This window comes from Litorimonas cladophorae (assembly GCF_014652455.1).
Lineage (GTDB): Bacteria > Pseudomonadota > Alphaproteobacteria > Caulobacterales > Maricaulaceae > Litorimonas > Litorimonas cladophorae.
The window spans coordinates 781629-806892 of the sequence record NZ_BMYV01000001.1 but is presented as its reverse complement, the minus strand read 5'-3'; the positions used below and the strand labels follow the sequence as shown (position 1 = coordinate 806892).

Genomic DNA, 25264 nt, shown 5'->3' with positions numbered 1-25264 from the left:
ATTTTAAAACCCCGGCCAGTGTGTCGGGGTTTTTCGTTTTGGTTAGCGAAAGTTATTCTTATTTATCAGCGGGGCTTAGTCTTAAAATCTGATCTGATGTTGCAACATAGATTGCGCCGTCGGGCCCAGTGGTGACGTCGCGGATCCGTCCTTCTTGCTGCAAAATCATAATTTCAGAGCCGTATTTGTCACCGTCGACAGTGACCAGACGGAGTTCTTCGAAAGCCAGTGCGCCGACCATCAATCGACCGTTCCACGCTGGGAATAGGTCGCCTTTATAAACCTCAAGGCCGCTCACCGCGATGGATGGTGTCCACTGACTGATGGGTTGGGCCATCCCTGGTTTTTGTGTGAACTCCGTCAAAACTGAACCGTTATAATTGATCCCATAGGAGATTTCGGGCCAGCCATAATTGATGCCGCTGCGAATGACATTCAGCTCATCGCCGCCCTTTGGGCCATGTTCGGTCGACCAAAGGACATCGGTATCCGGATGGACGATTAATCCCTGTGGGTTTCGGTTCCCGTAGCTGTAGATCGTGGCATAGGCATCAGCTGTGTCGACGAACGGATTATCAGCCGGGATCGTCCCGTCACGATTGATCCGATGAATTTTTCCATTTGGTTTAGAGATGTCTTGCGCATCGGACATGATCCCGCGGTCACCGATGGAGAAATAGAGGTGCCCCGCCGCGTCAAAGGTGATCCGAGACCCATAGTGAAAACCAGCGTCCACATAATCGGCCGCTTTGGCTTGGAACAAAGTTTCAATATTCGTCAGCTTCGTACCCTCTAATTTGGCGCGGATAATTTTCGTCATGGCTTCACTCGACCCCGAAGTTTTCGGGTCAGAGAGGGACAGGTAAATCCAATCCTCATTCGGCCAATTTGGATCCAACGCGACATCCAGCAAGCCGCCTTGACGGGCATCATTCACCTCAGGGACATTGGAAATAGAGGTAAGCGTGCCGTTTTGGTATAGGAACAATTCACCAGATTTTTGAGTAATCAGCGCCGTATTTTCAGCGGTGAAAACAAGTCCCCAAGGTTGGTCCATGTCGTCAATCCAGGTTTCGATCTTGACGCTGCCAGTCATGTCCTTGACCTCTGCCACAGGCGCAACATCGACCGTCTCATTTACAGCGGTCTCGACGGGGGCCTTTTGCGCTGTGGCATTACCGCAAGCCGTAAGTGCGGTGCAGGCTAAGGCTACGAAGAAAAATGATTTGGGACGGGTGAAGGTAAACATCATGAATTGCCTCGAATTGATGAAGGTATGGATCGGAAATGTGCCGACCTAATTTGCCTTCCTCTTACATTATCAGGGATGAAAAACCACGATAGAGTTTGTCGGCCGAATTTAGCTCGTCACAATATCAATCGACCTCCTTTTCGGAAGTAACCATAAACGCGTGTGTTACCCCATAAAAAAACCGCACCAGCCAAGAGGCGAGTGCGGTTTTCTGGTCCAAAATCTAGGGGGAGATTTAGAACGCTTGTCTAATGGAGAAGCGCGCATTCAGCGGCGCACCAGTTGAGATGTTGTCATTACTATGGGCATCGGGGAAATAATCCGTGTCCAGCAGGTTTTCTATATTCACCTGAAGGCGAAGATCATCCGAGACCTCATAATAGGCGGACGCGTCAAAGCGTATGAACGCGGGAACTTCCACGGAATTATCTTCGCGCACGAAGAAGCTGCCCTGGTGCGTTGCGCCCGCGCCGATGCCGATCTGATCATTAATCTCATATTGGCTCCAGAGGGAGAACGTATGCTTTGGCGTCTGGCGCGTGCGATTTCCGCTCGTCCCGCTTCCATCTACGCGGTCAACGCGACCATCTAGATAGGTGTAGCCTGTATTGACGGTCCATTTATTCGTGAACTTTCCGCTGAGTTGGATTTCAGCACCTTCGGTTTTTGATCCCTCGATGACGATGACCTGTTCGCTGTTTTCGGGATCGACAGAGGTGTAACTCTCGCGGTCAAGTTGGAAAACGGCCCCGGTCAGGCTGAGACCAGAGTGTAGGTCCCACTTTGCGCCGATCTCTCGGTTTTCAAAAGACTGCGGCCGCGTGCTTTCACTGTCCAGATCGAGCGTGAGGAATTGATCGCCCGAACGCGGGAGGAAGGATTCGCTGTAGCTGGCATAGATAGACACATTTTCTGCGGGCTTGTAAATTGCGCCCAAACGCGGAGAAATTTCTTCATCTTTGCGCGAAAACTCTGCGTTCGCTTGGAGATCATTCACGGCAATGTCGAAACTATCATAACGACCACCCAAGATGAGTTTGAACTGATCTGTTAGGTCAATTTGGTTCTGTGCATAGGCTGAGAACGTCGTCACGTCAGAGGCGCGATTTCGCGAGGCATTCGAGAACGCAAAAGCGGGAATATCCAACGGATCAGAGAAGTCGATGAAAAGCTGATCATCGCCATTGGCCTCAAACACCGTGTCTTGACGGGCATTTGACGTATCTTGATTTCCGTATTCAACGCCGACCAAAACGGTATGGCCAATTACGCCTGTCTCAAATTCTCCGACAAGGTTGCCTTGGAAAAAGAGATTCTGGCGATCTGTGGCGTCGCGATACCCATCTAACTCGACCTGATCAAATCGACCATCCGCCCCGACTTGGACTTCTTCGCTGGCGTATAGATTCTGATAGAGCTTGTCGTAATCCGCATATTGAACGTTGAAATTACCGCGAAGCATTTCGTTGAACTTATGATCGACATGCCCGCGCAGGATGTGGGCTTGCAAGGTCGTGAAGTTCTCATCCGCAGACCCAAAGAACGTATTGTCGAACCCTTTCAACGGCACATCTGGACCGCCTTCAAAATTGCGGGATGGAACGCCACGGTCGACTACACGATCATCGTCCAAATACTCATAGGAGAGGTCGATTGTTGTCTGTGGAGAGACGTCGAACCGAACCGTTGGGTTGATACCAAAACGGGTGCCGTCGAAAAAATCACGGTGATTGTTTAGTTCCTCGTAAAACCCATTCAATCTCACGCCTGTCGTGTCGTTGACCGTGTAATTCGTATCAACAGCCCCGTAAAACGCGCCGAAAGTATCAATGGCTGCGTTTAGCGTTGTGAATTCATCGCCCAGCACCGGTTTTTTCGTGACGCGGTTGACGATACCGCCTGTGCCGCCACGCCCAAAGAGTAGGGCATTCGACCCACGCAGTATTTCGACCTGCTCTAAGTTATAAAGCGGGCGGAAATATTGGACGTCATCGCGAATACCATCTTGGAAAAAGTCCGCCGTCGTTTGCTGTCCACGAATGATGATTGCGTCTCGGTGACCTTCGCCTTGGGAGTTGGTCAAGCCTGGTGTGTAACGAGTGATATCACCGATATTCGTGAAGGCTTGATCTTCGATCTGGATCTTTCCCACGATAGACAGGCTTTGCGGAACATTGATAATCGGGGTTGGGGTTTTAACAGCATTGACCTTGTCGATCGACAAGAATTGACCTGTTACAATGATGATGTCTTCGTCGTCCGAAGCGCTATCTTGAGCATAGGCCGACGGTGCGAGTGCAAGCAGGAGCACTGCTGCACTACAAAAGGTTTTGCGGGACATGTTGTCTCTATCTTTTTTGGTGGGGAAGGGCGGTACGATCATTGCTGATCGCGTCGGGTGTTGGCGATGCCAGCGCGGCCTCGCGAGCCATGATCAATGCGTCATGAACGGCGTCGATAAACGCAGCGCGATCTTGCCGGCATTCGGCCTTCATCAGCTGCGTGAGAGTCGAGGCTTTAGTTTGGACGATCATGCGTAGCTCTTGCGAATAATTCTTAATTGCGTAGTCTCATTACGGAGAGTGAGAATGAGTTGCAAGAGGCTTTTTAAGAATTATTCGCAAAAACTGAACTAGACAAATGTGACAAAGGGGAGCGTGAAAACTTCGGTCGGAGAGGGCGGGGAACACCCATTGGCTTTTCGGCACGCTATCAAAATTTGGAAATTGGTGGTCCCGGGTGAGGGCCAGGTTGAATGGTGGGCGGTAACGGGTTCGAACCGCTGACCCTCTCGGTGTAAACGAGATGCTCTACCAGCTGAGCTAACCGCCCGACGCATTCAATCGAGAAACAGGCTTATACGTATTTTGTTCAAACATGCAATTGCTCTATGTCGTTTCTATGGACACAAAACTGACAAAAATTGCACTCGCATTTCCCGGTACTTATATGACCGAACAATGGGGCGGGGCGCATGTATTTAAAGTCGGTACGCAAACGCACTTCAAAATGTTTGCGATTCTACGGCCAGGGGCAAACCGCCTGACGGTGAAGGCGCCCAATGCTGAAATTCGCGCGATGTTATTCGAGGTTGGTGTAGCAGAGGCTCATTCCCACATGCCGCGCGGCAACTGGATGGTTCTGCTGCTGGATAAACTAGATATTGATGATGTGTCGGAACGCATGCGGGCATCTTACGATTTGGTTTTACGCGGTTTGCCAAAGCGGGTGCAGGCGACATTATTGTGATGAAGGACGATGCGCCATTACCTTTAGAATTGGTTTTAAAGGCCCCCAAATGGGTTAGGTTAAGCTCTTCACTATATTGGTTGTCGCTGGTCGCTTTGGCTATTCTTAGTGTTTTAACTCGGAATCAAGGTCTCATTTTCGCCTGGAGTATTGCGTTTGGCGCGGTGTTATTGGCTATTATTTTCTGTGCTTTCCGCCCTGCCGGTGTGATTTTGTCAGAACAGGCTCTAAATATAAGGGGAGTTTTATCTGATCGTCTTTACCTTTGGGAGGACATTGGAAATATCTACGCGCCGGAAATCCCTGGAAGCTATGATTGGCCTGGGGTCGTCTGGTTGGAGCTAAACGAATCGAACGCAAATTTACCTACCGCTACGGTAATAGATAAAAGACATCGCGAGGTACGAGTCTGGTCAAACTATGGGTATAACGCCAATGATTTGGCCGAAATAATGCGGGCTTTCCGAGACCGTTCCATAGCAAATGCAAATCAGTCAAAATAAACTGAGAAAACTCACTATTCCGCGTTGACCAATCGAAACCTCATGGCTAATAGCCCCTCACATCTTAGCGGGTGTAGCTCAGTTGGTTAGAGCGCTGGCCTGTCACGCCAGAGGCCGCGGGTTCGAGTCCCGTCACTCGCGCCATTCTCCTTCGGGAAATGGTATTAAGATTAAAACGCCTCGATCTTCGGATCGGGGCTTTTTTTTTGGAAGGTTTCAAAGCCTGTTTGACCTGTTATGTCTGTGCCAATGAATACGACCCCAAATATCTCCGTTGCGCCGATGATGGATTGGACAGACCGCCATTGCCGGTGGTTTCATCGCCAGCTTTCGGCCCAGACACGCCTTTACACCGAAATGGTGGTCGCAGATGCCGTGATCCACGGACCGCGTGATCATCTACTCGGGTTTCACGACATCGAACATGTTGTGGCTCTGCAAATTGGGGGCAGTGACCCTGCAAAACTGGCGCAGGCCACGGCAATTGGCGCGGGGTATGGGTATGATGAGATCAATTTGAATGTGGGCTGTCCTTCCGACCGCGTCCAAGCGGGCCGATTCGGCGCAACATTGATGTCCGAGGCGCCATTAGTTGGCGAATGTTTTCGCGCAATGGCCGACGCAACCGAGGTCGAAGTGACGGTCAAATGCCGACTTGGAATCGATGATCAGGATGTTCACATTGAACTGCCGCGTTTCATCGAAACCGTGGCGAGCGCGGGATGCAAAACCTTTATCATTCATGCGCGTAAAGCCTGGCTCAAAGGTTTATCGCCCAAGGACAACCGTACCATCCCCCCCATCGACTATAATTTAGTCCATGCGATGAAGGCGCGATTCCCAGATCTGGAGATCATTGTGAATGGGCAGCTGGAGGATGTCAGTCATGCGGCGGAAATTATGGGCGAAAGCTTGGACGGCGCTATGTTTGGCCGCGCGGCCTATAATACGCCATGGATTTTGACTGAGGTCGACTCGCATTGGTTTGCTGCTGACAGTTTCCAACCGTCACGACTCGAGATTGCGGAGCGCTTGATTGGGTATGCTGAGTCTCAGGAAGGCTCCGATCGCTCGACCAAAGCCCTTATCCGCCACGTTATGGGCCTGTTTGCGGGGGAACCGGGTGCGCGTCTATGGCGGCGGACACTGTCTGAGAACCTCTCTAAGAAATTGCCGCCATCAGAAATACTGCGTGAAGGTCTGTCCGCTATGTTGGATGTGTCTCGCGCTGCATGATTGATCAGCTCATCCAACATTGGCCCTTGATCGTCGCTCTCATATTCGTGGGCGGTGTCGCAGGACTGACATCTGGATTGTTCGGCATCGGTGGCGGTGCGGTGATGGTGCCGGCCTTATTCTTTGCGTTTTCTGAACTGGGAGTGCCGCAGGACATCGTCATGCATTGCGCGATTGCGACGAGTGCGGCCGTTATTATCCTTAACGCCTCACGCTCTACGCGGGCGCATCACCAACGCGATGCGGTAGATATGACTCTGATTTGGCCCCGCGAAAACTGGTGGCAAAGTTATGGTCTCTGGATTGGTGTCGGCGCATTTGCGGCCGCGATCTGGATTGCCCCGCGACTGTCCAGCGCCGCATTAACGCAGATTTTCGCGGCGATCGCATTAGTTGTGGCGCTACAATTCATCTTTGGGCGTCCAAGCTTTGTCTTGCGCCATGACGTCCCGCGCGGACCTGCGCCGATGATAGCGGGCGGGGGTGTCGGCATTTTATCATCACTGATGGGCATTGGGGGTGGATCGCTGTCCGTCCCATTGCTTTCGCTCTGCGGCGTTCCGATCCACCGCGCCATTGGGACGGCTGCCGCTTTTGGTCTGTTTATCGCCGTGCCAGCGACGTTAGGATTTATCATTAGCGGGCTCGGCGTTGCGGGTCGTCCCTTCGGATCACTCGGCTATGTCAATGGTCTAGGCTTTGCGCTCATCACTGCGGCAGCGTGGCCGATGGTGCCATTGGGGGCGAGGCTAGCCCATAGGATGGATGCCACGCTTTTGCGGCGCGTTTTTGGAATATGCTTGGCCTTGGTTGCCATAAATATGGCGCGAAAAACGGGACTTTTCTAAAGTCGCAGCATCAAAGCATTCGGCGTGGCGCGAACTTCTTGCAGTTGGCCAAGCCAAGTCATGCCCAAGAGAGACGTCTCTAGGCCTTCGGGTACAACCAAAGCCTCCACATCGCGGATGATAATCCCACCCAAGGCTAATTGGTCCAAAGTCACGCGCGCAGCATAATTCCGACCACCAGCTGTGCTAATTGGCACATTATAGGTCAGGTCGCGTTCTCTAATGCCAGCCTTACGCGCATCGGCGAGCGTAAGCGCCACAGCGGACGCGCCTGTATCAACCAGAAAGTCGACATACCCAGAATTCGCGCGACCTTTATAATGATATTGCCCTGATCGAGGGTCTTTTGGAATTGAGACTACAGAAGCCGAGACCCGCTTTGTCTTCGCTTTTGGCTGCGACTTTATGGGCTCAACGGCGGCCGCCGCTTTTTTAGCCTCAGCTTCTTTAGCTTGCGCATTGAGATAACTTACCCCACCGATTGAGACGGCAAGAATGACAACAGCGTTGAATATGGTCTTTGAAAGCATGATATGCCTATACACGCGAAAATTTGAAAAGAATTTAAGGCGCGGGCAGTCTAAGCCACGTAATGAAGACAGGGTTAATAAATTGATTCTGTTTCAAAGCGTTGGAGCACCGCGTTTTGGCAAAAGGCATGACTATGACTGAGACAAACACAGCTGGACAACCCTTCGACGACATCCGCGCTTTGATCAAAAATATGCCGAATCTGTCTGACGGATTTGTGTCCGACGTTTCGCGTCATTCCGCAATTCTTGGCCGAGGGCTTCGTCCCATCGGGCAGCTGGAAGAATCGTTAGAAGCGATCGCGCATTGGCAGGATAGTCCGATGCCGCGCTTGGCCCGTCCGCTTATTGCTGTTTTCGCGGGCACACATGGCGTTGCCGGCAGAGGGTCCGATCAAGATATTGTGCAAGCCTCTCAATCGCGCGTGGTCAGTTTGACGGAAGGCGCCGTTGCCGTTCGCGGTATCGCGGCCGAGCTGGGTGCGGCCTTTAAGGTCTATGAATTTGGTACAGAACACCCGAGCGAAGATTTCACGCAAGGCGCGAGTTTGACAGAGCGAGAATGCGCCGCCGCAATCGCGTTCGGTATGGAAGTCGTCGCTGAGGGCGCAGACGTCATAGTTTTAGGTGCAGCAGGGCTGGGAGCGGCGACGGCCGCAGCGGCGATTAACATCGCGCTTTATGGCGGGGCGGCAGAGTATTGGGCCGGTGGCAATGGAGCTGCGGAACGTATCAAGGCCGTCGAGGCGGGCATAAATGCCCATCGCGGTGAAACCTCAGATCCGTTAGAAATTCTGCGCATCTTTGGCGGTCGTGACATTGCGGGCTTGGTTGGCGCGATCATCGCGGCACGTCACCAACGCATTCCGATTTTTCTTGATGGCTATGTCAGCTGCACAGCCGCGGCGATCTTGCATGCTATTTTGCCAGGGGCAACGCAGCATTGTCAGGCGTCCCATTTATCCGCGGAACCCGCACATGACGCTTTGCTGTCGCGATTGGACTTGGACCCCATCCTCAATTTGAAAGTTAATATTGGAGACGGGACAGGTGGCGCATTGGCTCTGTCCGTTTTAAAGGCTGCTGCGGCAGGCCTGACAAGCTTGAAAGACTAATATGTTTGATCACCCTGATTTTGATGATCACGAAGGCGTTCATGTCTTCAGTGATCCGGCAACAGGCCTGCGCGCGATTATCGCTGTGCATAATACTAATCGTGGACCCGCTGCAGGTGGGACACGGTTTTGGTCCTATGAGGACCCAAAAGACGCCGTAACGGACGCGCTACGTCTGTCCAAAGCCATGAGCTTTAAAAATGCCATGGCGGGATTAGACTTAGGCGGTGGCAAAGCGGTTATATTGCGGCCTGAGGGTGATTTTGACCGGGAAGCTCTCTTCAGGGCTTATGGCCGGGCTGTAGAAGCAGTCGGTGGTAGATATATTACAGCGGAAGATGTCGGCGTATCGCCCACTGATATGCGTGTGATCAAAACACAAACCAATCACGTCGCCGGCTTGGATGAGGGGCCCGCCGCCTCTGGTGATCCATCACCTGTCACCGCCGAAGGCGTGTTCCGAGGTATCAAAGTCGCCGTGCGTCACGCGATGGGACTTGAGTCGCTAAAAGGCCTCCGAGTCGCCGTTCAGGGATTGGGACATGTCGGATATGGTCTATGTCAGCACCTTCATCAGGCGGGTGCTCACTTGATTGTGACAGATATCAATCCAGACGTTTTAAAACAGGCGCAAAATGACTTTGGCGCCGTTGTTGTTAAGCCCGATCAAATTCATGCTGTTACCGCAGACATTTTCGCGCCTTGCGCGTTGGGCGGAGCTGTCTCAAATTCGACTTTGCCCGCCATTCGTGCGTCTATAATTGCGGGCGCTGCAAACAACCAATTAGCAACTTCTGATATGGCGGAGGCCTGTCGACAACGTGGGGTTCTGTACGCGCCGGATTACGTGATCAACGCCGGAGGCATCATAAATGTGGCGGCCGAGGTCAGTGGAAATTATGATAAGGTTTGGGTTCAAGAAAAGCTGGAAGGCCTTGAAAATACATTGAAAACTATATTTGAGCGCGCCGCAGAGCAGGGCGTAGCCACGACCGTTATTGCCGATGCCATGGCCCGCGAACGCTTGGGCGTATCTTCCTAACTCTGTCCGATCAGGTTGACAGTTTCGTGCAAGGCCCTATGAGGCGCGCACGTCATATTTTGACGGGCGATTAGCTCAGTGGGAGAGCACTACATTCACACTGTAGGGGTCACTGGTTCAATCCCAGTATCGCCCACCAGAGTATGATCAATCGGGATAGGATTGGTCATTTTTGCTGACGCGCCCGTGCGCATTTGCATTCGACTTCACTGTCATAAACTGCCACATTTCTGTTACATTTTGTAACATCGCGTGAAACGTTCAATGCCATCAATATGTTAGGGCGTTGTGATTGAATACCGAGCCTTGTGGGGCCGAATTTGAGACTGCCGCATCTGCGGCGATGAAAATGAGTGAGTTGATGAGCCAGACGGACCTACAGACCGAGTTGCCTTTACCGACCGCGCGCGGCATCCCGCTGCGCCATGGCGATTTCGAAACGCTCCCCGAAGCGCTAGATTATGCAGCTTTGGCGGAAACGGGGTTCAACTACTTCGACGGCAAAGCGGCGTTGAAATCGAAACTTTCTTACAAAGACCTGCATGAGCAGGCTGTCGCAATGGCCAAACGCCTTGTGCCATTTGCTGAAAAGAACGCGCGGATTGGTATCGCTGCGGTCTCTTCACCTGAATTCGCGATTATGTTCTTTGCTTGCCAATATGCGGGCGTTGTGGCTGCGCCAGTGCCTTTGCCGGTAACTTTGGGCGGACGTTCCTCATATGAGCGTCAATTGCAGCGGATGGCCGATACGGGCGATTTCCATGCTTTGTTCACACCGGCCTCGATGGAACCGATCATGCGATCGGCCTTAAATGACCAAGCTATTCCAGTTTTGACATTCGCTGAAGTCGGCGAGTTACCCCAGGGCGATAAATTGCGCCCCTTCGGTAAAGATGACCTCTGCTATATTCAGTACTCGTCGGGGTCTTCGTCCTCGCCAAAGGGCATTATCGGAACGCAAGCGTCTGTCACCGCAAACTGCCTCGCCATTTCAAAACATGGCATGAATATCACAGAAAAAGACCGTGCGACGAGCTGGCTTCCGCTTTACCACGACATGGGTCTGATTGGGTTCATGATTGCGCCACTGGTCAGCCAGCTAACGGTTGATTTTATCGACCCGCAAGACTTTACACGTCGCCCAATTACATGGTTGCAAGTGATCTCGGATAATGAAGGGACAATGTCTTACTCACCGACCTTTGGATATGAGCTTTGTGTCCGTCGTTGGCGGAATGACCGCAAGCTTGATCTCTCCAGTTGGCGCGCGGCGGGCATAGGCGGCGACATGGTGCGGCCAGAGCCTTTGACGGCTTTTGAGGAGCTTTTTGGCGACATGGGCTTCGCCCCAGGTGCCTTTACACCATCATATGGCTTGGCCGAGACGACATTGGCGGCAACGTTCTCACCAGCAGGTCAAGGCCTCCTGAAACATACAATTGATATGGCGCGTTACACGCGAACATCCGAAGCGGTTGAGGCGTCCGACGTCACGCGGGAAGAGGACCGCCGAACATTTGTTGCATGCGGTAAAGTTCTACCCGATCACGAGGTCCAAATCCGTGATTTTGATGAGAATATTCTAGGTGAAAAGCAAGTTGGCCGCGTTTGCTTACGTGGCCCATCGGTCTCCCCAGGGTATTTCCGAAATACTCAAGCCACCGAGGCTGCTTTTTACAAAGATGGATGGTTGGACACGGGTGATGCGGGCTATTGGCTTGAAGACCAATTGGTCGTCACTGGCCGCTTCAAAGACCTTATCCTCTGGCATGGCCGGAATATCTGGCCACAAGATATTGAATGGGCGGCTCAAGCGGCAGCACCGCAGCGCGGTGGTCGCGCCTGTGCGTTCGCAATTGGTGGCGCTGGCGACGAAAAAGACATCATGCTTTTGCTCGAATGTCGCACACGTGATCAAAAGGTTCTCGAAGAAATCTATGCGACAGTTATGGCGGCTATTCGCTTAGAAGTTGGGGTGCCAGTGCGCCTTATGCTGGTGCCTAAGTCGACAATGATCATCACGAGCTCGGGCAAGCTGTCGCGAGCGCGGGTGAAAGCCAAGTTCCTCGCAGGGGGAATCATCGATCTTCAAGCTGAGAATACGCTAAGAGTTGTGAAGGATTCTGGCGAAACTGCCTGACGGCTTCGCTGGACGTGCCGCTGCGCGTTTGGTATCGCGCTGCAAGTTTGAGAGAGATACAAGCATGAGCGCGCCTACAGATTCAGATATTTATGACAAAATCTGTGAACTGCTAAAGCCATATAACCCCAAAAACCTTCCGATTGAGCGCTCATCTGGCATTATGTCAGACCTCGAGGTCGATTCTGTCGCGGTTTTTGACTTGATTATGGAATTGGAAGATCACTACGATATCTCTATTCCCATGGAGATGGTCTCCGACATCAAAACAGTCGGTGAGTTAGTAAATGCGGTTAAGGGCCTGACGGCTGAGTAACAGCCCAAGGCAAAGGGAAACCAGATGACAGCCTTATTCGACAAATACGCGCCGCTGCAGGCTCGCATCGATATGATGATGAAGATCGGTTCTGACGCCTTAGGCGTGAAATTCGACGATATTATCTCAGCGACACGTGGCCGAATTGGGAACCGTGAAATTCTATTGGCCGGTACCAATAATTATCTCGGTTTGACTTTTGACGAAGATTGCCGCGCGGCTGCCAAAAAGGCGATTGATGATCACGGGACGGGCACGACAGGATCTCGCGTCGCAAATGGTACATATTCCGAACATACAGATCTGGAAGAGGCGCTAGCCGACCATTTCGGAATGCCATCCTGTATTGTTTTCACAACAGGTTACCAAACAAATTTGGCGGCGATTTCTGGACTTGCGGGTGACAAAGACGTCATCTTCATGGACGCTGATGCGCATGCTTGCATCATCGATGGTTCCCGTTTGACGAATGCGTCGACGATCCGTTTTCGTCATAATAACCCTGAGGATTTGGACAAACGTCTGCGTCGTCAGGGCGAAATTGAAGGCGGTAATGCGCTGGTCGTAATCGAAGGCATGTATTCCATGTTCGGTGACATCGCCCCCGTCGACGAATTCGTTGATGTGACGCATCGTCATGGTGGTTATCTCTTCATCGACGAAGCCCATAGTTATGGGACTTTTGGACCCACAGGCTGCGGCATTGCGGAGGAGCAGGGTGTCTTGGATAAAGTCGACTTTATCTCCGGCACGTTCTCAAAATCCTTGGCGTCTGTTGGGGGCTTTTGTGCGTCCAAGCATCCCGAATTTGAGATTACGCGCAAAGTCATGCGTCCCTATATGTTTACAGCGTCAGCGACGCCCTCAAACATTAGTGCGGCGCGGGTTGCCGTTGAAAAAATCAAGAGTGGCGGACATTTACGCGATAACCTTAAAGCGCGTGCGCAGCAATTACACGCGGGTTTGTCGGCACTTGATTTCGATCTCTGTGCAGAGCCTAGCCCTGTCATCGCCGCGCGCCGCCCGAATGAGGGTGTAGCCGCCATGGAATGGAACTGGCTGATGGAAAACGGGGTTTATGTGAACCTGGCTGTCCCGCCCGGAACGCCACAGAGCTCAAGCCTTTTGCGGATCAGCCTATCGGCAGCCCACACAGAACAAGATGTTCAAACGATCATCGATACGTTCGCCAAGATGAAAGCCAGCCAAGGCGAAATCATGTCTGGGATGATGAGTAAGCTCCAAGCTGCCGAATAGCAAATTCGCGAAAGCGTAACGACTTCATACGTTGGCGCTATATAGCTTAACGAAACGCACCTTTGCGCCACATCTTCCAGAATAGGAAAGGTGAATGAAGGACGGGGTGTTTGCGTTGAGCAGGCGTGGGGTCGAGTTTTACGCCCGAATGATTCTCAACTTTGCGCGCGATATAATCTATTCCACCATCAAATGTCGCAGCTCCGTTTAAAACGCGAATCGCTGCGGCAGGCTTTCCTAAAAGTCGCCTGAAAAACCATCGGCGTTTGGCGCGACTTTGACCGTCGATCGGGAGCGCAAATCGACCCTCTTTGTCAGCTTGTCCATAAAGTGCAGCGGTGATCGCCCCATAGCGGTCGGCAAAGCGCGCAACGATTTCTTCGCTTCGGCCCGTTGAGCTCTCTGGGCGCAATTCTGTTTGGTAACTCTCGTAAAACCCGCGGCCCCAAAGCTCGGGAGCCGATGCTGAGCCCGCCATGAGGGGGGCCGTTTCGTTCACCATGGTTTCGACTGCCGTGACGCGTGCGGCCCAAACACGGTCGAGCACCGCTTGATCTTTGGACCAGAGCACCGCGCAGGGTTGCGAGAAGCGTCCCCAGACTTGGCTTAGGAAGGCGCGTGAACTGCACCGCTTTTCAAATTCGGAGAGCGATAGAATGGAATATTTACACGTCGAAACTGTTCCATCGGGTGAGGTGTGTTCGACGTAATAGACTGCGGGTGGAATGAGGCGATTGAGCAGGGCGCGAAGGCCTGTTCCGTGGGTTTTGCGGTAGCTGTCTACTAAGACGTAGAAATCCAGCATCTTTTCTGGATTGTCGAGTTCGCGCAGTGAACTGCCGTAATAGACCATGGCTTGCACGCGTCCTGCGTGGCGCGCCTGAATGATGCTCATGACCTCTGTCACACGCGCAGGTGGGTCGAGTGTCTCTGACTTGATGATGTCCAATAGGGTCTGCATGTCAGCGAAGAAATGTCACATCGCGCGTGGGACGGACAGTAAATTTACCCGACGGAAATGAAAGAAATTCGCCGTCCAAAACGACGTCCCCATGATACTGGTAGGAAAGGGCAGGGAATCGTCCAGAATAATACCCGTCAGGTGAACGGTCTTTCTGCTTCCTGCCGATCCAGATGCCGCAAATATTGCGGGCCAAACGACGATAGCTCCCGGTTACCCAAGTTGTGCGTAGCGGGCCGTTACCATCGCCCCAGAAGGGGTCAATCCCGAGGATAAGGCTGGGCAGGGTGGTCACAACGGTTCCTAAATGCAGGCCGTCATACAACTCGGCAATTTGGACAGGGGTAACCTTCATCAAGGCTTCATCGTCGCCGCGCATGCCCTTGAGGATGCCGCCCAGAACAGCGAGTGAACCGCCAATGCCTTTGCGGTGAAGTTCCCCCGTCGTGTAACGCGTGATTTGCGGAATAGCCCCAGTTGAGAAAAGAAAGCCTGCATAGGTTGGGCCATCGCTGTCCACGACTTCCAGCAGAGGCGTTACAATCGTCCTTTCGGAGATTTCCAAAGCGGCCTTAACAACGCGTGGGGAGGCTGATTTAAGACCGATATTCTTAGCGACTTGGTTCGTCATGCCACCTGGAACGATTGAAAAACTTGGAAAGCTCGGAAAGGAGTCCGCTTGGGTCAAGAATTCGGAAATCACACCTTGAACGGTACCATCTCCGCCCTCAATCACGACATGGATTACCCCATTCGCGGCGGCTTGTGTGACCGCGTTGGGAAGGAGATCAAAGCTATCCAATCGAACTAAGGGAATACCTGTTTCCGAAGCGACAGTTTCCAAAGTCGAGCCTTTTTTGGCAACTCTGGCAGACTGCGGGTTGACGATGAACAGGCGGGACATGGGCAGCTACAGCGTTTCTGTGCGCAACAACATGAAGGCGCCAGCAATCCCAAATAATAGGAGGGGTAAGGCAATTGCGGGCAAAACGGCAAGACCTCCAGAGGCGGCAAATGTGGCCATCGCCCCGTCAAATATTAGGAATATGAAGGCCATTGTTATGCCGATAATGAGGGTTTTATTCCCCGTATCTTCACGTCCAGTTCGTTGCATCAGGGCCGCGCAAGCGATCAAGAGAACAAAAGCGGCTATGGGTCGAGTGAGGCGATGGGCGCTCCAAAATTTGTAGGCAAAGCTTGGCCTTGACCCGCTATTCCCGCGCTTTGAAAAGTTACGCATCTCGGAGAGCGACAAGTCCCGCGGTTCCGCCGCTAATCGGGCAATTGAGCGCGGAGTTTGGCGGGTTTCCCAAACTTTTGTGCCTTCGATTGTGCTGAGCGGTCGAGATTCGCCATCCGCGCCTTGAACCTCTAGCTCTTGAATTCCCGTCAATTGCCAATTTGGACCCACGTAACGGGCCTTTTCGACCTCCCAAATACGTTGGACCGCTCCGAGCTCATCTCGGAAAAAAAAGCGCATATTGCCCAAACCATCATATCCTAAACGCTCAGTTGCACGGATAATCTGGCCTTTGTCTTCGAGCCATAGTGGATTTTCTGGCGTGATATTTTTCACCTTATATTCGCCAATTCCCCAAGCTTGTAGGGAGCGGACAGCCGGCGCCATGGCAACATCCACGAAAATGATAGAAGCAACGGACGCGCCAATGACGGCCGGAGTGAGCAGCATAACTTGCTTTGTCGCGGAGATGCCAAAGCCGAGAAGGGCAACCAGTTCGTGTTGGCGGATCAACTTCACGAACGTCATCAGAATGGCCACGACTAGCGTGAAGACGAAAATTCTATCAAAAATCACGGGTGCCCGCAGGAACATATAGCGGAATGTATCGGCGAAACCGCCGCCACTTTTTACAATATCAGCGCCGTTGGCAAGGCTGTCCAAAAGTCCGATGAGGGTCAAAAATCCGAAGACCAGTGTCAGCCATGTGAAGATGAACATCTTCGAGATATAACGCGCGAAGCTAAACATGTGGCGTGGCCTGCTTTCGACGTAAAATGCTCTGTATCCCGCTTAGAATTTCGCCTTTTATATATCCGACCCATTGTGAGAAAGCCGTCAGCGGCGGCTGTCCCATTTTATAGGCGCTTTTCCAAAATATGATCGCGGCAAAAATCGAGACGGCGAAAATGATTCCCCAAATGCCCAGCCAAGGCGGAATTTTGCCCGCAGCCCCGAGCGATTGTCCGAACTCCAGTGCTTTCTGGAGAGAAACAAGAAACACAATCCCAACGAATATCCCAGCAGAGGAGGGATTTCGGCCATAGTTCAAGCCGAAGGGGACGGCGATAAATGGGAGGATCAGGAGCAAAGCTGCTTTCGACAGTCGAAGATGTAAAGTCGCGTTATTCGTATTTTTATCAATGACTTGAGTGACATTACCCTTGCGGTTCGCAAAAAGTTCGCCAGAGGTCATTTCACGCTCATCATCGCCTCGGGCTTGGTATTTTTTGACTTCGACCACGCCTGTAATGGCGGTTTCTTGAACGCTCAATTGACCAGACATTGTTCCGTCAATCACGTAAAACCCTCTGCTTTCTGCGAGATTCAAGACGGGTGAGTTGTCTATGACAGAGATCTTTCCGATGTTCGCGGTTGTGATGCGATATCCCGTCCCGCCGCCAGAGCCATCTGAATTTTGGTCAACTTCCTCGTGGATAAAAATAGGTCCAGTTGCGCCGTCCGACCCTTCAGTGCCCGCGAAAAAAGTTCGTGAACCAACTGTCGTAAAGGTGCCTTCCCGTAAGGCTGCGGTCGCGCTGGTTTGTCGAACCTTATATTCAGTGGCTCGATATTGGTAACGTCCAATAGGTTGAAGGTAGCCTTCGACAAACATCGTGATCCCCGCAAGAAATATGGAAATCAGGATAAAGGGCTTCGTCATGTGGAATAGGGAGACACCCGCGCCGAGTGCGGCTGTTAATTCTGAAGACTTGGATAACTTATCGACTGTGATGATTGTACCTAGCAGAAGCGCAATCGGCACAGCAATTCCAAGGTAATAAGGCAGAAGGTTCACGACCATCCGTGACGCGTCGACACCAGGATCGGACGAGACCGTAACAATCTCAAAAATACGCAGCAGACGTTCAAGCAGCAGGACGCAGCAGGCGAATATAACGAGACCGCCAATACTCAGCGCCGCATTTTTGAGGATATATCGATTAAGTCGGCCCATATAACAGGTCTGTGATTATGCCTTTACGCTGGGGATTGGAATTCCCATATTATCATTGAAGGCCCCTTTGGGTCTGTGCACTGGCTTAGGAAAACACTGTCGTGAAATCAAACGCCTATATGAGTAAATTCACTAAAGCTTTCGTCATGATGGCTGTAATCGCGGGGTCTTCTACTGCGGTGGCGCAATCCACCGATGAACAGGATGATGATCAACCGGTTGCGGAGGCCTATTCCGATATTGGGTTAGCGACAGGGCTTAAACTCTACGATCGCGATAAAGCCGATACATGTGTTGAGGGGGCCCTTCAAATTCGTGCGTCTATCCACAATGTTTCGGCAGAAGGCATACTCAAACTTGAGTTGTTTGGTGAGCAAGATTTTTTGAAGAGAAAAGGTAAACTCCGCCGTATTCGCGTTCCAGCAGATGAAAGCCCACAGCGGATCTGCATCAATTTGCCTATGCCTGGCGATTATGCCGTTGTTGGGTATCACGATAAAGACGGTGATCGTCGTTTGAAAAAAGCGTGGAATTTTAAGCCTAAAGAACCTTACGGCTTGTCGAATAATCCAGAAATCAAATCACTACGCTTGCCAAAATTTTCCGAAGCCGGGTTTTTTGTTCCGATGGAAGGTGCGGATATCGACATCCATTTGGTTGACCTTTCCTAATCATCGTTTGATACCCCTCGACTAATCGCCGCACGGCAAATTATGGGGAGGGGTCTGGTGCAGGCTTCGACAACACAGCTCGATATTATAGAGGTTCGGACGCCGGCTCAGACGAAGCGGTTTCTGGACCTCCCATATGATATTTATCGCGGGCAAAGCGCATGGGCGCCACCTTTGCGGATCGAACGTAAAGAGCAGCTGGACCCAAAGAAGAACCCTGCGGCGCGGGATTTGGATCGACAACTCTTCCTCGCCATCAAAGATGGCAAAGACGTGGGACGGATTGCTGCCTTTTTAAACCCGGCACACGATCTACATCACGACAAGGACACAGCCTTTTTCGGTTACTTTGACGCCATTGATTCTCCTGAAACGATGACGGCCCTATTGGACGCGGCGCAGACTTGGGCCCGAACGAAGGGGCGACGCCGTATGGTTGGGCCCGCGCAATGGAGCGTGAATGAGGAAGTTGGGCTTCTGGTCGATGGGTTTGATGACACGAATGTTGTTCTGATGTCCTATGGGCGACCCTATTACGCGCCAGCCATAGAGTTGGCTGGTTATTCGAAAGCCGTGGACATGTTGGCGTTTCAAGCCGACCTAAATGCGGGTTATCCGCGTCCGAAAATCACCCAGATGATGGTGGATTACGCGCAGAAATCAAAAGCTATTACGTGGCGAACCCTGAACCCAAAAGACTTTGACGCTGAAATTGCGCGCGCGATGCACATCTTTAACGACGCTTGGTCTGAAAATTGGGGGTTTTTTCCATTTCCAGACGATGCCATCCGACATCTGGCCAAAGAGATGAAGCCGATTATCGCCCCTGATCGATTCTGGTTTGGTTCGATTGACGGCGAATTGGCGTCATTTCTGTGCTTATTGCCAGATTTAAATGAGTTGGCCGCAGGCTTTGATGGAAAACTTTTGCCGTTTAACTGGGCAAAACTGATCTATCGATTGAAAAAACAAACGGCCAAACAAGCCCGCATCCCGCTAATGGGATTGATGCGAAAACACCACAACACGCGTAAGGGCCTCGCGCTGACGGCCGCGCTCTGCGAAGAATCCTTTGAGGCCGCGCGACAGGCTGGATTTACCCATTGCGAGCTTTCTTGGATTTTAGAAGATAATGACGGCATGGTCGCGATCTGCGAACAAGCCAGTGCTGTGCCGTATAAGACATACCGCATGTATGAAAAACGGATCGGTTAAATGATTGCAAGTGTACTGATACTCGCCGGACAGCGTGCCGGTGTAGTCGATCCGTTGTGCGAAGCTGCAGGTGTATCGCACAAAGCTGAAATCCCCGTAGCGGGTGTGCCAATGCTGCAACGGGTGGTCTCTGCTTTGCGGGATGCCTCGCTACCAGAACCATTTTTTGTCTCTGGATATGACGGCAGTAACCTCTCTGAGGTGCCTAGCGGCGCAGGGCCGGCTGATAGTGTGCGGCTGGCGCTCGAACAGATTGATCAATACCCTTGTCTTGTAACTACCTGCGATCATGCACTTTTAACCGAAGAAATGGTCAGAAGTTTTATAGAGGGCGCAGAGGCTGCGGGCACTGATATTTGTGTGGGATTGGCAACAGAGGCCGTTATCCAGCCTGATTACCCCGAAACGAAACGGACGTATCTACGGTTCTCGGATGTGGCAGTATCTGGATGCAATTTGTTCTATATAGCCAATGCTGAAGGTTTGAAGGCCATCTCCTTTTGGCAATCGGTTCAACATCTGCGCAAGAACCCGCTTAAACTGGCTCGAAAAATCGGCGTTGGCATTGGCATCAAATTCGCGACAGGTCGATTGAGTTTGGGGGGCGCGTTCGAATATGCGGCGGACAAAATTGGTATCACCGCTGCACCCGTCCTTTTGCCCTTCGCTGAGGCGGCCATCGACGTCGACAAACCCTCTGATCTTGCGTTGGTGGAAACGATATTAGGCGACCGCTCGGCATGACAATACCTCATCTTGACATTGCATCGAGCAAAACTGTTGGAAAACGGATTGCGGCCAACACAGGGTTGATGGTCGGCTCCAAGGCACTTGCCGCGGTCTTGGGTCTGGCAAGCCTAATCATTGCGGCGAAATCGATAAGCATCACCGCGCTAGGCGTGATCTTCTTTCTACACTCCTATCATTTGTTTTTCGCACAATTGGCTACCTTTCAGGCGTGGCAGACGATCATTCGGTTTGGGATGGATGACGTAAAAAATAACGATGTGAACAGCCTCTCTCGGTTGATACAATTTGGATACAAACTGGACGTTTTATCCGCAATCGTCGCCTTTATTGGCGCCTTGCTCTGCTATAAAATCGTTTTGATTTTCGGAGATATTTTCCCCAATTTGCTGGGCCGCGAAGCGGGAGAAAGCGACGTATCGGCCTCCTTTGGCATGGTGGCGCTCTATTGCTCTCTGCTAATCATTCGCCATCGCGGGGCGTCAATTGGCGTCTTCAGATTGTTCGACCGATTTGATGTTTTGGCGTGGCATGGCGTTGTCATGACGGGCGTTCGGTTCATTGGGGTCGTCATTGCTGCATTGCTAGGTGCAGGAATGGAGGGCTTCTTGTTGGCGTGGTTCGTCGGGTCTCTGGTGGACTACTTGTCTTTACCCATTTTGGCCGCACGAGAATTGTCGAAACGAAATTTGCTCAAACCTGTTCTGCAGGCCAAAGCCAGCATTCGTTCCCCGCGTAAAGGGGTTTGGCCTTTTGTCTGGAAGGCGAATGTCGATTCGACCCTAGCGGCTTCCAATGTGCATCTGCCTGTTTTGCTGGTCATGTTTGTGTTCGGGCCGATCTGGGTCTCGGTTTACCGCACGGCCGAAGAAATTGCGAAACTCCTATCCGAAGGTTTCAAACTGTTGGATCAAGTCATTTACCCCGAATTGGCCAAGATGGTCAGCGTAGGAGAAGTTGAAAAAATCTGGCGTTTAGTAATGCGCGCAGCAATTATCCTGCTTGGCGTCGGGCTTTTGGCGTCCCTATTCATCTGGCTGTTCTTTGGCACAGCCTTGGGTGCGGTACTCTCGGAAGAATATATGGAAGCCGCGCCATTGGCCTCGCTTCTTGTTCCGGCTGCGGCATTGCTGGGTATGGCCGCGCCGCTTTACCCCGTACTCTACGCGACCGATCACCCCGAACGAGCGATTTACGCTCGTGGTGCGGGCGTGATCATCTATATCATAGCTTTTTTCGCTTTGAGTTTAACGATCGGGCATATGGCCCCAGGATGGGCGGCAATTGCCGGCAACGTCGTGGCCGTCGGACTAGTGATGTGGTTAGCGAAACAGGCATTGGATAAAATTGTGAAGCAAGAACAAGAAGGAGGCGTTTCAGATGAAGTGCCAGCGCCTGGCTTTGGCTTAATTGGGGACAGCAAGGCTCGGATTTGGGGGCTTCCTTTGCGGGAATGGCAGACACGTGCTTTCAAAAAAGCGGGCGCCGATGTGACGTTACCACTGGCCGTGAATGATATTGGGATTTGGCACAACCTCGACTGGGTGATGAGCGCCGAACTATCTAAATCATTCGCCGTAACGACCGACTTGGCGCTGGTGGAAAATGATACGATTGTCAGCCTATCTGGCGCGACACGGTCCGAAGCCGAAGCACTTATCGGGAAAAGTGCAGACGCACTCGACGGCTATGATTTCAAACAAGTGGCCGCCGGCGATGTGAATGACGGCTATATCAAGTCCTTGCGGAAACAGGAAACGCCTTACGTTCTCGACACCAAAGTAACCCCGATCTTAGATATCATGCGTCAGCAATTTAAGAGCTCCTACAAAGGCATAACTGATTTCGTGACGAAATGGTTTTGGCCAATTCCCGCATTTTACGTCACGCGATTTTGTGCATTTATCAAAATGAGCCCCAATCAAGTTACAACCATCGGATTCTTTCTGATGCTCGCGGCGACTTGGTTCTTCTGGCAAGGCCAATGGGCGCTGGGGTTTGCTTGCGGTTGGATGATGACCTTCTTGGACACGGTCGATGGGAAATTGGCTCGGACCACGATGACCTATTCCTATTGGGGGAATATCTATGATCACGGCATCGACCTAGTGCATCCTCCGTTTTGGTATTGGGCCTGGTTTGTCGGTCTGGGTGGCGTCTATTCGATGTCCGAGCCGCTCTTCATCGCTCTGATTGCCATCTGGATCGGCTATCTGGTTGACAGAATTATCGAGGGTATCTTCATGCGTCAGCATGGATTCCACATCCATGTTTGGACGAAATTCAACTCAGGTCTTCGCTTTTTTATCGCGCGGCGAAATCCGAATACGTTTATTATGATGATTGGCATTATGTTGACGCTAGTATGGGCTGATGCGGGTGTTTGGGCTTTCCTCCTGATCGCAATTTGGACCTGGATCTGTATCGCAGCTAATTTCGTCAGCTTGATCGCTGGCTGGTTGGTAAAACGTCCTTTAACCAGCTGGATGGATGCCTAACTCATGCAACGTTACGCCGTTTTTGATCTGGACGAGACCATTACGACACGTGGCACGTGGGGACGTTTCGTGTCGTTATCCGTAAAAGGACAGCCTTGGAAACTTATTGGCCTTTGGACAAGAGCTGCCATCGGGCAAGTCCTTTACAAAGTCGGTCCTCAAGAACGCATTTCGGTCAAACGCGGTATGTTGCGATGGAGTTTGTCAGGACAATCGCGGACAAAACTTGAGGCGCTCGCTTCAGATTTCGCGGATGAAGAAATCCGATCAGGACTGCGTTCTGGCGGAGTACGGGAAATTGAAGCACGCCGGGCCGCGGGTGATCGGCTCATCATTGCGTCGGCGGGTGCGGATTTGATTGTCGAGGCGATCGCGGCGCGTCTTAATATTGATACCGTGGTCTCAACAAAACTGGCTTGGGATGGGGACATCTGCGCCCGAGATTTCGGTTCAGAGAACTGTTACGGGCCAGGAAAACTTGCCATGCTTCGGAAATGTTTGGAAACATTTGATGATTTTCAACGCGAGGCGGCACATATCACAGTGTATTCTGACAGTTATTCCGACTTGCCCGTCATGAAATTTGCGGACAAAGGCGTTGCCGTCAATTCTGACCCAAAGCTGACAAAAGCAGCTGAGGTTCACAATTTCGAAATCGTAAACTGGTCAGTTTGAGATAAAACGTACAAGGGTTGTTCGGATGCACGCTATTATTCTTGCCGCTGGCCGGGGGTCTCGCCTTCTGCCGCTTACTACAGATTTGCCAAAATGTCTGTTGCCAATAGGGAACACGACGGTCTTGGGGATGCAGCTCGACACATTATATGCGCAAGGTATTCAGACCGCGACGGTCGTCACAGGCTTTAATAGCCATATGGTCAAAGCTGAAATCGAGGCTCGGAAATCGGGGCCGCGCGTGAAGATCCGTTACAATCCTTTCTTCCAAGTTGCCGATAACCTCGCGTCTTGCTGGATGGCGCGAAAATCGATGAAAAGCGACTTCTTGGTGATTAACGGCGACACCCTGTTCACACCCGAGCTCCTGCAACGCATCTTATCGGCTCCCGCGAAAGACATTTCCGTGACGATTGACCAAAAGGGATACTACGATGGCGATGACATGAAAGTGTCACTCGATGGCACTGTCTTGACGGCAATAGGGAAGACCTTGCCTCTGACAGAAACCCACGGGGAATCGATCGGCATGCTGCGTTTCATGAATGCTGGCCCGAAGATTTTCACTGATGAACTAAAGCGGTTGATGAAAACGGCCGATGGCACAAAAAGCTGGTATCTGTCCGTTATTCACGGTTTGGCGACGTCAGGTGTGCAGATCGATACCACCAATATCAAAGGCAATGATTGGTCCGAGCTGGATACGCCAGAAGATTATGAAGTCTGCCGATCCATCTTTGGTGATTCTGAGATGGCGCGAAAGCGTTTCGCCGTTATCTAATGCCAAATTAATGATATCATGTCCTCTGCTGCGGGAATAGACAGTGGACGACATTGGGTCTTAGGCGTAAAGCGCTCGACGTTATGGCTACTCCTGTTGAAAAACCCGCTCATCTAAAAAACAAGCGTCGCGCGTTTATTAAAACGAACGGCAAGAAGCTTGTCAGGAAGATTGCAACCTACCAAAGCAAGCAATCGACCGTGCCTGACACGCCTAAGATCGATAACTCGCATTTTCCGTTTCTAAGCGATTTCACCGATAATTGGGAAGTCATCCAAGCCGAAGCGCGCGAAGTTCTAAGGTACAGGGATGCAATCCCAGGGTTCCACGAGATTTCGCCTGATCAATATCGTCTGTCGACTGAAAATAATTGGAAGACTTTCGTGCTGTTTGGTTTCGGCCAGCGTTTAGAGAAAAATGCGGCCCTCGCGCCAAAAACCTCAGAAATCCTCGAATCAGTTCCGAATTTGCAAACCGCGATGTTCTCTATTTTGGCGCCCGGCTATCACATTCCAGCCCATAAGGGCGTGACGAAAGGTATTTTACGCTCTCACCTGGGTTTGATTATTCCCAAAGACCGCGACCAATGCCGCATTCGCGTGGATGACACGATCACGCCGTGGAAAGAGGGCGAGATTTTTGTCTTTGATGACACATATGAGCATGAAGTCTGGAACGATACAGACGAAGAGCGTGTGATTTTGCTCTTTGATTTTGATCGTCCCATGAAGTGGGGCGGTCGTGTGTTGAACAAGACGTTCCTTAACATCATGAAACTGACCGCCTTTTACCAAGATCCAAAGAAAAACCTTCAGACCGCTGAAGAGCGCTTGGAAGCGGCGATTCGAACGGCCGATGCGAATATGGAAGCGATGAGCGACCCCGCCAGTTAGCGGGTAGACGCTAAACTTGCTGTCCAAATCATCGATCGCCAGTTCCGTATTGTTCAGGCTGCATTAACCCCGAATATCTGAATATCAAATAATCGCGAGAACTCGTAATTTGGGGGTGTTCACTGTGTATAACTTAGA

General features: G+C 51.6%; 24 protein-coding genes and 3 tRNA genes. 18 read left to right on the top strand and 9 right to left on the bottom strand.

Features of this window, described 5'->3' with window-relative positions:
* Nucleotides 1–58: 58 nt before the first annotated feature.
* The 4 genes from IE073_RS03975 to IE073_RS03960 all read right to left on the bottom strand — a co-directional run bounded on the left by IE073_RS03975 (nucleotide 59) and on the right by IE073_RS03960 (nucleotide 4084).
* The gene (locus IE073_RS03975; protein WP_233349796.1) at nucleotides 59–1252 is read right to left on the bottom strand and encodes a PQQ-dependent sugar dehydrogenase; all 1194 of its coding nucleotides are present in this window, start codon (nucleotides 1250–1252) and stop codon (nucleotides 59–61) included.
* A gap of 235 nt (nucleotides 1253–1487) precedes the next feature.
* Nucleotides 1488–3593, bottom strand: a complete 2106-nt coding sequence (locus IE073_RS03970) for a TonB-dependent receptor (RefSeq protein ID WP_189581533.1) — start codon at nucleotides 3591–3593, stop codon at nucleotides 1488–1490.
* Nucleotides 3594–3600: 7 nt separating this feature from the next.
* Nucleotides 3601–3786 (bottom strand): hypothetical protein, encoded by a 186-nt coding sequence (locus IE073_RS03965; protein WP_189581530.1) that lies wholly within the window; start codon nucleotides 3784–3786, stop codon nucleotides 3601–3603.
* Between the two features lie 222 nt (nucleotides 3787–4008).
* Nucleotides 4009–4084: transfer RNA gene (locus IE073_RS03960), tRNA-Val, on the bottom strand.
* A 69-nt stretch (nucleotides 4085–4153) separates the two neighbouring features.
* Here IE073_RS03960 and IE073_RS03955 point away from each other — a divergent pair.
* The 5 genes from IE073_RS03955 to IE073_RS03935 all read left to right on the top strand — a co-directional run bounded on the left by IE073_RS03955 (nucleotide 4154) and on the right by IE073_RS03935 (nucleotide 7088).
* Nucleotides 4154–4501 (top strand): MmcQ/YjbR family DNA-binding protein, encoded by a 348-nt coding sequence (locus IE073_RS03955; RefSeq protein ID WP_189581527.1) that lies wholly within the window; start codon nucleotides 4154–4156, stop codon nucleotides 4499–4501.
* Nucleotides 4498–5004 carry a hypothetical protein gene (locus IE073_RS03950; protein ID WP_189581524.1) on the top strand — a complete coding sequence of 169 codons (507 nt, stop codon included), beginning with the start codon at nucleotides 4498–4500 and terminating at the stop codon, nucleotides 5002–5004. Before IE073_RS03955 ends, IE073_RS03950 begins: the two co-directional genes overlap by 4 nt.
* Nucleotides 5005–5071: 67 nt before the next feature.
* Nucleotides 5072–5148: transfer RNA gene (locus tag IE073_RS03945), tRNA-Asp, on the top strand.
* A 105-nt stretch (nucleotides 5149–5253) separates the two neighbouring features.
* Nucleotides 5254–6240 carry a tRNA dihydrouridine(20/20a) synthase DusA gene (dusA, locus tag IE073_RS03940; protein ID WP_189581522.1) on the top strand — a complete coding sequence of 329 codons (987 nt, stop codon included), beginning with the start codon at nucleotides 5254–5256 and terminating at the stop codon, nucleotides 6238–6240.
* The gene (locus IE073_RS03935; RefSeq protein WP_189581519.1) at nucleotides 6237–7088 is read left to right on the top strand and encodes a sulfite exporter TauE/SafE family protein; all 852 of its coding nucleotides are present in this window, start codon (nucleotides 6237–6239) and stop codon (nucleotides 7086–7088) included. The genes dusA and IE073_RS03935 overlap by 4 nt, the downstream gene beginning before the upstream one ends.
* Here IE073_RS03935 and IE073_RS03930 read toward each other — a convergent pair.
* Nucleotides 7085–7618 (bottom strand): TIGR02281 family clan AA aspartic protease, encoded by a 534-nt coding sequence (locus tag IE073_RS03930; RefSeq protein ID WP_189581516.1) that lies wholly within the window; start codon nucleotides 7616–7618, stop codon nucleotides 7085–7087. The two genes, IE073_RS03935 and IE073_RS03930, sit on opposite strands and share 4 nt — an antisense overlap.
* A gap of 134 nt (nucleotides 7619–7752) precedes the next feature.
* Here IE073_RS03930 and IE073_RS03925 point away from each other — a divergent pair, with 134 nt between their 5' ends.
* The 6 genes from IE073_RS03925 to spt all read left to right on the top strand — a co-directional run bounded on the left by IE073_RS03925 (nucleotide 7753) and on the right by spt (nucleotide 13488).
* Entirely contained in the window at nucleotides 7753–8733 is a 981-nt protein-coding gene (locus IE073_RS03925) for a nicotinate-nucleotide--dimethylbenzimidazole phosphoribosyltransferase (protein ID WP_189581513.1), read from the top strand.
* A gap of 1 nt (nucleotide 8734) precedes the next feature.
* A complete protein-coding gene (locus tag IE073_RS03920; protein ID WP_189581510.1) occupies nucleotides 8735–9775 on the top strand; it encodes a Leu/Phe/Val dehydrogenase in 1041 nt (346 codons plus the stop codon).
* Between the two features lie 64 nt (nucleotides 9776–9839).
* Nucleotides 9840–9914 (top strand) — tRNA-Val (locus IE073_RS03915).
* A gap of 153 nt (nucleotides 9915–10067) precedes the next feature.
* Entirely contained in the window at nucleotides 10068–11915 is a 1848-nt protein-coding gene (locus IE073_RS03910; RefSeq protein ID WP_233349794.1) for a fatty acyl-AMP ligase, read from the top strand.
* A gap of 64 nt (nucleotides 11916–11979) precedes the next feature.
* Nucleotides 11980–12231, top strand: a complete 252-nt coding sequence (locus IE073_RS03905; RefSeq protein ID WP_189581507.1) for an acyl carrier protein — start codon at nucleotides 11980–11982, stop codon at nucleotides 12229–12231.
* 24 nt (nucleotides 12232–12255) lie between these two features.
* On the top strand, nucleotides 12256–13488 hold the full coding sequence (spt, locus tag IE073_RS03900; RefSeq protein WP_189581505.1) for a serine palmitoyltransferase: 1233 nt from the start codon (nucleotides 12256–12258) through the stop codon (nucleotides 13486–13488).
* A gap of 46 nt (nucleotides 13489–13534) precedes the next feature.
* Here spt and IE073_RS03895 read toward each other — a convergent pair whose 3' ends face one another.
* From IE073_RS03895 to IE073_RS03880, 4 genes are read right to left on the bottom strand one after another with little or no spacing between them, the layout of a single operon-like run.
* Nucleotides 13535–14449, bottom strand: a complete 915-nt coding sequence (locus tag IE073_RS03895; RefSeq protein ID WP_189581501.1) for a hypothetical protein — start codon at nucleotides 14447–14449, stop codon at nucleotides 13535–13537.
* Nucleotide 14450: 1 nt separating this feature from the next.
* On the bottom strand, nucleotides 14451–15353 hold the full coding sequence (locus IE073_RS03890; RefSeq protein WP_189581498.1) for a diacylglycerol kinase family protein: 903 nt from the start codon (nucleotides 15351–15353) through the stop codon (nucleotides 14451–14453).
* A gap of 6 nt (nucleotides 15354–15359) precedes the next feature.
* Nucleotides 15360–16439: an LptF/LptG family permease gene (locus IE073_RS03885; protein ID WP_189581495.1), complete on the bottom strand. Its 1080-nt coding sequence runs from the start codon at nucleotides 16437–16439 to the stop codon at nucleotides 15360–15362.
* On the bottom strand, nucleotides 16432–17646 hold the full coding sequence (locus IE073_RS03880) for an LptF/LptG family permease (protein WP_189581492.1): 1215 nt from the start codon (nucleotides 17644–17646) through the stop codon (nucleotides 16432–16434). Before IE073_RS03880 ends, IE073_RS03885 begins: the two co-directional genes overlap by 8 nt.
* A 119-nt stretch (nucleotides 17647–17765) precedes the next feature.
* On the opposite strand from IE073_RS03880, the gene IE073_RS03875 reads away from it, so the two are divergent.
* The 7 genes from IE073_RS03875 (at nucleotide 17766) to IE073_RS03845 (ending at nucleotide 25126) form a co-directional block, all read left to right on the top strand.
* Nucleotides 17766–18317, top strand: a complete 552-nt coding sequence (locus tag IE073_RS03875) for a DUF2141 domain-containing protein (protein WP_189581489.1) — start codon at nucleotides 17766–17768, stop codon at nucleotides 18315–18317.
* A 57-nt stretch (nucleotides 18318–18374) separates the two neighbouring features.
* Complete coding sequence (locus IE073_RS03870; protein ID WP_189581486.1) at nucleotides 18375–19532, top strand: hypothetical protein; 1158 nt, start codon at nucleotides 18375–18377, stop codon at nucleotides 19530–19532.
* Complete coding sequence (locus tag IE073_RS03865; RefSeq protein WP_189581483.1) at nucleotides 19533–20276, top strand: nucleotidyltransferase family protein; 744 nt, start codon at nucleotides 19533–19535, stop codon at nucleotides 20274–20276.
* Nucleotides 20273–22777, top strand: coding sequence for a CDP-alcohol phosphatidyltransferase family protein (locus tag IE073_RS03860; RefSeq protein WP_189581480.1), 2505 nt, complete (start codon nucleotides 20273–20275; stop codon nucleotides 22775–22777). The genes IE073_RS03865 and IE073_RS03860 overlap by 4 nt, the downstream gene beginning before the upstream one ends.
* A gap of 3 nt (nucleotides 22778–22780) precedes the next feature.
* Nucleotides 22781–23452, top strand: a complete 672-nt coding sequence (locus IE073_RS03855; protein ID WP_189581477.1) for an HAD family hydrolase — start codon at nucleotides 22781–22783, stop codon at nucleotides 23450–23452.
* 25 nt (nucleotides 23453–23477) lie between these two features.
* Nucleotides 23478–24233: a phosphocholine cytidylyltransferase family protein gene (locus IE073_RS03850; protein WP_189581475.1), complete on the top strand. Its 756-nt coding sequence runs from the start codon at nucleotides 23478–23480 to the stop codon at nucleotides 24231–24233.
* Between the two features lie 83 nt (nucleotides 24234–24316).
* Entirely contained in the window at nucleotides 24317–25126 is an 810-nt protein-coding gene (locus tag IE073_RS03845) for an aspartyl/asparaginyl beta-hydroxylase domain-containing protein (protein WP_189581472.1), read from the top strand.
* The last annotated feature ends 138 nt before the right edge of the window (nucleotides 25127–25264 follow it).

Coding starts and splice junctions, on each gene's coding strand:
- IE073_RS03975 (WP_233349796.1), bottom strand. CDS start 1,252: ATGATGTTTACCTTCACCCGTCCCAAATCATTTTTCTTCGTAGCCTTA.
- IE073_RS03970 (WP_189581533.1), bottom strand. CDS start 3,593: ATGTCCCGCAAAACCTTTTGTAGTGCAGCAGTGCTCCTGCTTGCACTC.
- IE073_RS03965 (WP_189581530.1), bottom strand. CDS start 3,786: ATGATCGTCCAAACTAAAGCCTCGACTCTCACGCAGCTGATGAAGGCC.
- IE073_RS03955 (WP_189581527.1), top strand. CDS start 4,154: ATGGACACAAAACTGACAAAAATTGCACTCGCATTTCCCGGTACTTAT.
- dusA (WP_189581522.1), top strand. CDS start 5,254: ATGAATACGACCCCAAATATCTCCGTTGCGCCGATGATGGATTGGACA.
- IE073_RS03935 (WP_189581519.1), top strand. CDS start 6,237: ATGATTGATCAGCTCATCCAACATTGGCCCTTGATCGTCGCTCTCATA.
- IE073_RS03930 (WP_189581516.1), bottom strand. CDS start 7,618: ATGCTTTCAAAGACCATATTCAACGCTGTTGTCATTCTTGCCGTCTCA.
- IE073_RS03925 (WP_189581513.1), top strand. CDS start 7,753: ATGACTGAGACAAACACAGCTGGACAACCCTTCGACGACATCCGCGCT.
- IE073_RS03920 (WP_189581510.1), top strand. CDS start 8,735: ATGTTTGATCACCCTGATTTTGATGATCACGAAGGCGTTCATGTCTTC.
- IE073_RS03905 (WP_189581507.1), top strand. CDS start 11,980: ATGAGCGCGCCTACAGATTCAGATATTTATGACAAAATCTGTGAACTG.
- spt (WP_189581505.1), top strand. CDS start 12,256: ATGACAGCCTTATTCGACAAATACGCGCCGCTGCAGGCTCGCATCGAT.
- IE073_RS03895 (WP_189581501.1), bottom strand. CDS start 14,449: ATGCAGACCCTATTGGACATCATCAAGTCAGAGACACTCGACCCACCT.
- IE073_RS03890 (WP_189581498.1), bottom strand. CDS start 15,353: ATGTCCCGCCTGTTCATCGTCAACCCGCAGTCTGCCAGAGTTGCCAAA.
- IE073_RS03885 (WP_189581495.1), bottom strand. CDS start 16,439: ATGTTTAGCTTCGCGCGTTATATCTCGAAGATGTTCATCTTCACATGG.
- IE073_RS03880 (WP_189581492.1), bottom strand. CDS start 17,646: ATGGGCCGACTTAATCGATATATCCTCAAAAATGCGGCGCTGAGTATT.
- IE073_RS03875 (WP_189581489.1), top strand. CDS start 17,766: ATGAGTAAATTCACTAAAGCTTTCGTCATGATGGCTGTAATCGCGGGG.
- IE073_RS03865 (WP_189581483.1), top strand. CDS start 19,533: ATGATTGCAAGTGTACTGATACTCGCCGGACAGCGTGCCGGTGTAGTC.
- IE073_RS03860 (WP_189581480.1), top strand. CDS start 20,273: ATGACAATACCTCATCTTGACATTGCATCGAGCAAAACTGTTGGAAAA.
- IE073_RS03855 (WP_189581477.1), top strand. CDS start 22,781: ATGCAACGTTACGCCGTTTTTGATCTGGACGAGACCATTACGACACGT.
- IE073_RS03850 (WP_189581475.1), top strand. CDS start 23,478: ATGCACGCTATTATTCTTGCCGCTGGCCGGGGGTCTCGCCTTCTGCCG.
- IE073_RS03845 (WP_189581472.1), top strand. CDS start 24,317: ATGGCTACTCCTGTTGAAAAACCCGCTCATCTAAAAAACAAGCGTCGC.